This window comes from Streptomyces spongiae (assembly GCF_009377185.1).
In the GTDB taxonomy this organism is placed as follows: domain Bacteria; phylum Actinomycetota; class Actinomycetes; order Streptomycetales; family Streptomycetaceae; genus Streptomyces; species Streptomyces spongiae.
In genome coordinates this window covers 1-8329 of sequence record NZ_VJZC01000446.1, presented here as the reverse complement: position 1 = coordinate 8329, position 8329 = coordinate 1, and the positions used below count along the sequence as shown (strand labels likewise).

Below are 8329 nucleotides of genomic sequence, written 5' to 3'. Positions count from 1 at the left end.
GGACGGGTAGGGGCGGCGGGGGCGAGGAAAAGAACCGTGGTCAGCTGCCCGCGCGCAGCAGCGCCGCCACGATCGGCCCCGCCGACTCACTCCCGTGGCCCCCCTGTTGAACCACACCCGCCGACGCGAGGTCGCCCTTCCACGCGGTGAACCAGCCGTTGGGCTCCTTCTGCCCGTCGACCTCCGCGGAGCCGGTCTTGGCGCCGTAGTCGGGGCCCAGACCGGACATCGCCTCCGCCGCCGTACCGGCCGCCGCCGTGTACTGAAGCACTTCCTTCAACTGTGACTGGACGCTCGACGGCATCGCGCGCGAGGCGGTCGCGAGCGTGCGGTCGTCCACCGACGGGGAGACCAGGTAGGGCTGCTTGAAGACGCCCGTCTTGGCGGTGGCGACCACCGACGCCATGTTCAGCGGGTTCATCCGCACCCCGCCCTGCCCGATCAACGACGCGGCCATCTGGGCGGCACTCTGCACCGGCACCGAACCGTCGAAGGTCGGCACACCGACGGACCAGTTGTTCATGCCGAGCCCGAAGACCTGCTGGGCCTCCTTCGTCAGCGAGTCGTTGTCCAGTTTCTTGGCCTGCGAGATGAAGGCCGTGTTGCAGGAGCGCGCGAAGCTCGCCTTGAACGTGCCGCCCTTGATCTCGAACTTGTCGTCGTTCTGGAACTTCCAGCCGCCGTACGTCACGTACTTCGGGCAGGGGTGGACCTTGTCCGCCGAGGCGAGGCCCTTGTCCATGAGCAGCGCCGACGTCACGACCTTCATCGTGGAGCCGGGGGCGAGTGAGCCCTGGAAGGCCACGTTGAAGTTCGGGTTGGAGTTCGCCACGGCCAGGATCTCGCCGGTCGAGGGGCGCATCACCACGACCGAGGCCTTCTTCTTCGACGCCACCTGCTGCTCGGCGGTCTTCTGGAGGCTCGGGCTGAGGGTGGTCTTCAGGGTCCCGGGCGTGCCCTTGCTCAGCTCCAGCAGGGTCTTGTCCGAGGCCTTCTGGTCCTCCTTCTCACCCGCCTTCCCGTCCTCCGACGACTTCGCGTGGACCACGCGAAGTTCGATCCCCGCCTTGCCGCCGGCCTTCTTGCCGTACTTCTCGCGCAGACCGTCCAGCACGGTCCCCAGGGACGGGTACGTGGCGGCCGTCAGCTCGCCGCCGTCCCGGTCGAGCGCCTTCACCGGTGGCGTGCCCGACTCGCCGGTGACCAGACGGTCGCCCTCGCCGAGGTCGGGGTGCACCACCGACGGCTTCCAGCCGACCAACGGCTTGCCGTCCTTGGCGCGCCGTACGACGGTCAATGACGACTCGTACGCGATCGGCTTGCTGGTGGTGCCCTTGTAGGACACCGTGCCCTTCACGGAGAAGGCGACGTTGTCGCCGGTGCGCTTGCCGCGGGTGAGCGTCACATCGGTGATGTGCGCGTCCTTGGAGAAACCGGTCAGCGCGGTCTTGGCGGCCGTCGAGTCGTCGGTGACGGCCGCCGCCTTGGCGACGGAGCCGCCCTGCCAGGCGGTGAGGAACGTCGTGGCGGCGGTGCTGACTTCTCTGGCCGACAGAGGGCCGGTCTTCACGGGCTTGGCGTCGCCGGCGGAGGACGACCCGTCCTCCGCCGCAGCGCCACCGCCGAGCAGGGCGTACGCGCCGAACGCGCCCCCGCCCACGACGACCATGGCGATCAGCCCGCCCACCACGACCGGGCGTTTGGTGCTGCTCTTTTCCTCGGTGACGCGCCTTCTCTTGCCCACAGCCCTACGTTCCTCCGCTGTTACCAGGCCCCCGCTGCCCTCACGCTCCTCTACGAGAACGACGGCACCACACTAGAGTCCCGGTGTGACAGGAGTGACGTCAGCCGACAGCTCGTAGCACGGTTGCGACAATCGGGCCGGCCGCGTCGCCGCCGTGGCCGCCCTCCTGGGTCATGGCCGCGGCCGCGACGTCGTTGCGGTAGCCGGTGAACCAGCTGTTGGACTTCGTCTGCCCGTCGACCTCGGCGGAGCCGGTCTTGGCGCCGATGCTGCCGCCGAGTCCGGACATCGCGGCGGCGGCGGTTCCGCTGGTCGCGGTGCGGTTCATCATCTGACGCAACTGCTGGACCGTGCTCGCCTTCAGGCCCTTGGCGGTGGCCAGCTGCCGGTCGTCGAGCCGAGGCGAGACGATGACCGGCTGGCGGAAGGTGCCCGTCATCGCGGTCGCGGTGACGGACGCCATGTTCAGCGGGCTCATCTGCACCTGGCCCTGGCCGAGCATGTTGGCCGCGGTGTCCGGTCCGCCGGAGGCGGGGACCGAGCCGTCGAAGGACTGGATGCCGACCTTCCAGTTGTTCCGGCCGAGCCCGAACCGTTCCTCGGCCTCCTTCGTCAGGGAGTCGACCTGGACCTCGTCCGCGTACTTCACGAACGCGGTGTTGCAGGAGCGTGCGAAGCTCTCGGAGAGGGTCGCGCTCTCGTTCGGGGCCATGCCTTCCAGGTTCTTGAAGGTCTGGCTCTGCCAGGTGGCGGTGGGCGGGCAGGGAGCCGGTCCGGCCGCCGTCGTGATGCCGTTGTCGATGAGTGTGGCGGCGCTGATGATCTTCATCGTGGAGCCGGGTGCCAGCTCGCCGAGGAAGGCTGCGTTCCACCCGTCCTTCCGGTGGTTGGCGACGGCCAGCACCTCACCGGTGCTCGGCTTGACGGCCACCACCGAGGACTCGGAGAACTTCTCGACCGCCTGCTCCGCCGCCGCCTGCGCGCTGGCGCTGAGCGTCGTCCTCAGCTCGCCCGCCCTGCCCTTGGCGAGGGTCACCAGCGTGGTGTCGCCCTCCCCCGCGGTGCTGTGCCGCACCGCCAGCTCGACGCCGGGTCTGCCGCCCGCCTCGTCGCCGTACTTGTCCCGCAGGGCGTCCAGGATGGGCCCGAGGGAGGGGTACTTCTCCTTGGTGAGCTCGACGCCGTTGCGGTCCACGGCCTTGATCGGCGGGGCCGCGGCCTCACCGGTGAACAGCGTGTCGCCCTTGCGCAGCTTCGGGTACACGACGGAGGGCGCCCAGTCGACCAGCGCCTTGCCGGTCGTCTTCCCGCGTACGACGGTCAGTTCACTGTCGTACGCGAGCGGCTTGCTCTTCCCCTCGTACGACACCGTGGCCTTCACGGAGAACCGCACGGTCCGACCGGACGTCGTACCCGGCGTGATCTTCACGTCGCGTATGTGCGCGTCGCCGCTGTAGGTGGCCAGCAGTCCCTCGGCCTCGGACTCGAAGTTCGTGTAGGACGCGGCCTCGGCGGCCTTCCCCTTCTCCCAGGCCGCGAAGAACTTCCCCGTCGTCTCCTTGACCTCGTCCCCGCTCGGCGGCCCGGACTTCACCACGGGAGTGTCGGCCGAGCCCGAACCCCCGTCCCCGCTCAGCGCGGTCACGACGTTGTACGCGCCGTACCCCGCTCCCCCCACCATCACGGCGAACACCCCACCGACAATGGCGGCCTTGGCCCCCTTGCGCATCGCGCGATTCCTCCCCGTTGGCGCCCTGACGGGCGGCACCCCCTGAACCGCTTCTGAACATGTTCAGAAAGCATGGTCGCTCGGCACTCTAAGCGACCTGAGGGGTAGCTGTGGAAGGAGTTGTCCGAAAGTTGACCGAAGATGGATCAGATCCGTGACTCAGACCCCGGTATCCAGCCACATCCGTGAACGCCGCGAGCGACCGGCCGACCACCATCGCGGCTCCCCCTCCGTGATGCGACCTCTGGGGCGAAAGCGCACGGTGGTACTGAGGATGTCCCTTGTGGAGGTGATGGACATGCGACGTGTGGTTCCCGGCGTGGCCCTGGTGGCCTCTCTCGCCCTTGGAGGAGGCACGGCCCTGGCGGTACCTCAGAGCGCCCGGTCCGAGGCGCCTCGCGCGACGGTGAGTGCGGCGCTGCCCGAACACGGATCCGTCGACGTCTGCAACTTCACCAAACAGCGACCCACGCTGAAGACCGGCTCGTCGGGAAGCGCCGTCCAGCAGGCCCAGTGCTACCTGAACAACGCCATGACAGGCACCGACGTGGACGTGGACGGGGACTTCGGCCCGGTCACCGAATCGGCGACGCAGCGGTTCCAGCGCTGCGCCGGAATCACCGTGGACGGGCTCGTCGGAGCCCAGACCTGGTCCTTTCTGGTCTTCTGGGCCAACTCCAGCAACACCGTCTGCTGATCACCGACACTCGGCAGGACTCGGGCCGTGTGTGGGCCGTGAGCTCTGTCCGTCCGGCTCAGGTCCGGTCACCGAGCGCTTGGTACGCGGCGACTGTGAACACATCTCTCGCTTGCTTGGCTGCGTCCGCCCTGGTTGTGCACTGGTCAAGCCAGTCTTCAAGCGCATCCGGATCGGGTGATGCCATGGCATCGCGCAACTGCCATCCGAGCGCTATCAGTTCGCGCGCCTCGCTGCGGATTCCCTGCGCCGACGTGGCAAGTTCCTCCGGACCCCACAGGCGTACACGGTCGACGGCGAGAACGAGTCTCCACCCGTCGATCCGTATTGCCGGGATGTCACTGTCCGATGGTTGGACGTGATTCATGATCATGTCTGCAATGCGGTTGACCGTGAGGATGAACGTTCCGTATGCGTCCATGATGTCCGAGCAGGCTTGTCGCCGTTGCTCTCGCACCCAATGCTGGTGCTCGGCCACGGACTGTGCGTCGACCTGGGTCCGCGCGGCCTCCAGCCCCCTGGCCTTGACCGTAGAGGCCGACCTCAGGAATCAGGGGCCGACGGACACGCTGAGACCAGAACATTCTTTCCAGTCGACGCTGGAAACAAGCTGCCAACGGCCTCTTTTTGGATGATCTTGCTGTGGCTGGTGTGATCACGGCGTCCGAGCTGTCCTGGACAACTCGCCGTCACGACAGCCTGGGTTGCTAACCTGTGGCGATGGACGAGGCGTTGGACGAGGGGCCGTTCTTTCACGGCACAAAGGCCGAGCTGCGGGTCGGAGATCACCTCACCGCCGGTTTCCGTTCCAACTACCGGCCCGAAATCGTGATGAACCACATCTACTTCACCGCGTTGCGCGACGGCGCGGGGCTCGCCGCCGAACTCGCCGCCGGCGACGGGGACCCGCGAGTGTACGTCGTCGAACCGACCGGGGAGTTCGAGAACGATCCAAACGTCACCGACAAGAAGTTCCCTGGCAATCCCACCCGCTCCTATCGCAGCAGGGAACCGCTCCGGATCGTTGGCGAGGTCACCGACTGGACGCGACAGACACCCGAAGCTCTCCAGGCGTGGCGAGACCGGCTGGCCGCAATCCGCCTGGACGACCGCGCCGAAATCATCAACTGAGGGATCGTTCCTTGACCATTGGGTCACGGTGAGATGATCTTTCTGTGGCTGGTGTGATCACACCGTCCCCGCACTGCGCAGCGAGAGCTCTGACGAGGTGCGGCGGCGCGGTGAGCAGTACCTGCTGCGACGGCGGCTGAGCACGGGGGAGGTTGCCGACCCGGCCTGGCTTCGCTTCTCGTTCCCGGCCCGGTGGCACTACGACGTGCTGCGGGCGTTGGACTACTTCCGCGCCGCCGGGGACAGTCCCGGTCAGAACGGGTCCTGGGCTGGTACGACCGCCTCGCCGCCTGCTGACCAGGGCGCGCGACGAGCGGCCGAGGACAGGCGCCATCGCCGCGTACGGCGTCCACACGGCATGACGCCGTACGCGCAGCTAGACCCAGGTATCCAGCCACATCCGCGACCGCCAGGAGTCGATCGGGATCGCCGTGCCCGTGTACAGGGGCCAGAAGTAGATGAAGTTCCACGCGATCAGGAGAGCCAGGATGCCCGCGCCCGCCGCACCCACGACGCGGCGGCGTTCCGTCGAGTCGGGGGGACCCAGGATCGCGCCGAGCATCATGGCGACGGCCAGGCAGAGGAAGGGCAGGAACACGATCGAGTAGAAGAAGAAGATCGTGCGCTCCTGGTACATGAACCAGGGGAGGTAGCCGGCCGCGATGCCGCAGGCGATGGCGCCCGCGCGCCAGTCGCGGCGGAAGAACCAGCGCCACAGCACGTAGAGCACGGCGAAGGCCGCGACCCACCACAGCAGCGGTGTCCCGATGGCCAGCACCTCGCGGGCGCACTTCTCGCCCGCGTCCGACGGGCAGCCGTCCTTGCCGGGCGTCGGGGACTCGTAGAAGTACGAGACCGGGCGGCCGGTCACGATCCAGCTCCACGGGTTCGACTGGTACGTGTGCGGCGACGACAGGCCCACGTGGAACTCGTAGACCTCGTGCTCGTAGTGCCACAGGCTGCGCAGCCAGTCGGGGAGCCAGGTGAAGTCGCCGCCCTTGCCCGCCGTCGCCGCCCAGTTGCGGAAGTAGCCGCCCGTGCCGTCGTCGGGGGAGAGGATCCAGCCCAGCCAGGAGGCCAGGTAGGTGGCGACGGCGACAGGGACCGTGGCCAGGAACGTGAGGCCCGTGTCGCGCTTGAGGACCGTCGCGTACGGGCGCGTGGCACCCGCGACCTTGCGGGAGCCGACGTCCCACAACACCGCCATCAGACAGAACGCGGCGATGATGTAGAGGGCGTTCCACTTGGTGCCGAAGGCCAGGCCCAGGCAGAGGCCCGCCATCCACCGCCAGGGGCGCGGTCCGAAGCGGGTGTTCTCCGCCACGTGCGCGTTCGGGCGGACCACCCCGTCGCCGTCCGGTGGCAGCGCGGCGGCGAGCCGCGCCCTCGTCCTGTCGCGGTCGATCACCAGGCAGCCGAACGCGGCCAGCACGAAGAACATCAGCACCTGGTCGAGCAGCGCCGTACGGCTCATCACGAAGTGCAGCCCGTCCACCGCCATCAGCGTGCCCGCGAGGCAGCCGAGGAACGTCGAACGGAAGACCCTGCGGCCGATCCGGCACAGCATCAGGATGGAGAGCGTCCCGAGCAGCGCCGGCATGAAGCGCCAGCCGAACGGCGTGAACCCGAACAGCCACTCGCCGATGCCGATGACGTACTTGCCGACGGGCGGATGCACCACGTACGCGGGGTCCGTCGGGATCGGGACGTTGCCGTTGTTCTGGAGGATGAGGTCATTGGCGTTCTTGGCCCAGTTGACCTCGAACCCGCGGTGGATGAGCGCCCACGCGTCCTTGGCGTAGTACGTCTCGTCGAATATCACCGCCTTCGGGCTGCCCAGGTTCCAGAACCGCAGCACCCCGGCGAGCAGCGTCACCAGCAGCGGCCCGCCCCACGCCGACCAGCGCGTGATCCGTACGGCGACCTCCTCGCGCAGCCCGAGCACCGCCCACAGCCGGGGGCCGGGGCGGGTGTACGGGGGCACCAGCCGGTCACGGACGTCGCTTCTGGGCTTCGCCGTGTATCCGAAACGGCGCAGCCGCTGCTGCCACGACGGCCGCTGCTCTTCGGTGGCCTGGCTCTGCCCGGTGTCCATGGAGGACGCGGTACTCGCGGTACTGGTCACCGCGCCATCGTAGGGAACACGTCTGTGGGAGTCCCGTGTATGGCCCCTGCGAGGATGGAAACGTGACAGGAACCCTTGTGTTGGCAGGCACCCCCATCGGCGACATCGCGGACGCACCGCCGCGGCTCGCCGAGGAACTGGCCGGTGCGGACGTGATCGCGGCCGAGGACACCCGGCGGCTGCGGCGCCTCACACAGGCGCTGGGCGTGCAGCCCTCCGGGCGGGTCGTGTCGTACTTCGAGGGCAACGAGGCCGCCCGTACGCCCGAACTCGTCGAGGCGCTGGTGGCCGGCTCGCGTGTGCTGCTCGTCACGGACGCCGGTATGCCGTCGGTCTCCGACCCGGGGTACCGGCTGGTGGCCGCCGCCGTGGAGAAGGACATCCGCGTCACCGCCGTCCCGGGCCCGTCCGCCGTGCTCACCGCGCTCGCGCTGTCCGGGCTGCCCGTGGACCGGTTCTGCTTCGAGGGGTTCCTGCCCCGCAAGGCGGGCGAGCGGCTGTCGCGGCTGCGGGAGGTCGCGGACGAGCGGCGCACGCTCGTGTACTTCGAGGCTCCGCACCGGCTGGACGACACGCTCGCGGCGATGGCCGAGGTGTTCGGGGAGGCGCGGCGGGCGGCGGTGTGCCGTGAGCTGACGAAGACGTACGAGGAGGTCAAGCGGGGGGCCCTCGGCGAGCTGGCCTCGTGGGCCGCCGAGGGGGTGCGCGGCGAGATCACGGTCGTGGTGGAAGGGGCGCCCGAGCGGACCGAGGAGATCGGTGCGGAGGAGTTGGTGCGGAGGGTGCGGGTGCGGGAGGAGGCGGGGGAGCGGCGTAAGGAGGCGATTGCGGCGGTGGCTGTGGAGGCGGGTGTGCCGAAGCGGGTGGTTTTTGATGCGGTCGTTGCTGCGAAGCGTTCTGGGC

At 68.7% G+C, this 8329-nt stretch carries 7 protein-coding genes; 3 read left to right on the top strand and 4 right to left on the bottom strand.

Annotated elements, in window-relative coordinates:
* Positions 1-40: 40 nt before the first annotated feature.
* On the bottom strand, positions 41-1744 hold the full coding sequence (locus tag FNH08_RS37640) for a penicillin-binding transpeptidase domain-containing protein (protein ID WP_322726134.1): 1704 nt from the start codon (positions 1742-1744) through the stop codon (positions 41-43).
* A 100-nt stretch (positions 1745-1844) separates the two neighbouring features.
* Positions 1845-3473 carry a penicillin-binding transpeptidase domain-containing protein gene (locus FNH08_RS37635; protein ID WP_152776019.1) on the bottom strand — a complete coding sequence of 543 codons (1629 nt, stop codon included), beginning with the start codon at positions 3471-3473 and terminating at the stop codon, positions 1845-1847.
* A 298-nt stretch (positions 3474-3771) separates the two neighbouring features.
* On the opposite strand from FNH08_RS37635, the gene FNH08_RS37630 reads away from it, so the two are divergent.
* Positions 3772-4170: a peptidoglycan-binding domain-containing protein gene (locus tag FNH08_RS37630; RefSeq protein WP_194238750.1), complete on the top strand. Its 399-nt coding sequence runs from the start codon at positions 3772-3774 to the stop codon at positions 4168-4170.
* Positions 4171-4228: 58 nt separating this feature from the next.
* Here FNH08_RS37630 and FNH08_RS37625 read toward each other — a convergent pair whose 3' ends face one another.
* Entirely contained in the window at positions 4229-4648 is a 420-nt protein-coding gene (locus tag FNH08_RS37625; protein ID WP_152776017.1) for a hypothetical protein, read from the bottom strand.
* A 242-nt stretch (positions 4649-4890) separates the two neighbouring features.
* Here FNH08_RS37625 and arr point away from each other — a divergent pair, with 242 nt between their 5' ends.
* Positions 4891-5301 carry an NAD(+)--rifampin ADP-ribosyltransferase gene (arr, locus tag FNH08_RS37620; RefSeq protein WP_152776016.1) on the top strand — a complete coding sequence of 137 codons (411 nt, stop codon included), beginning with the start codon at positions 4891-4893 and terminating at the stop codon, positions 5299-5301.
* A 376-nt stretch (positions 5302-5677) separates the two neighbouring features.
* Here arr and FNH08_RS37615 read toward each other — a convergent pair whose 3' ends face one another.
* Positions 5678-7396 carry a dolichyl-phosphate-mannose--protein mannosyltransferase gene (locus FNH08_RS37615; protein WP_152776022.1) on the bottom strand — a complete coding sequence of 573 codons (1719 nt, stop codon included), beginning with the start codon at positions 7394-7396 and terminating at the stop codon, positions 5678-5680.
* A 92-nt stretch (positions 7397-7488) separates the two neighbouring features.
* On the opposite strand from FNH08_RS37615, the gene rsmI reads away from it, so the two are divergent.
* Positions 7489-8329 (top strand): 16S rRNA (cytidine(1402)-2'-O)-methyltransferase (gene rsmI / locus FNH08_RS37610; protein WP_322726133.1); only part of this gene is annotated, 841 nt, incomplete at its 3' end.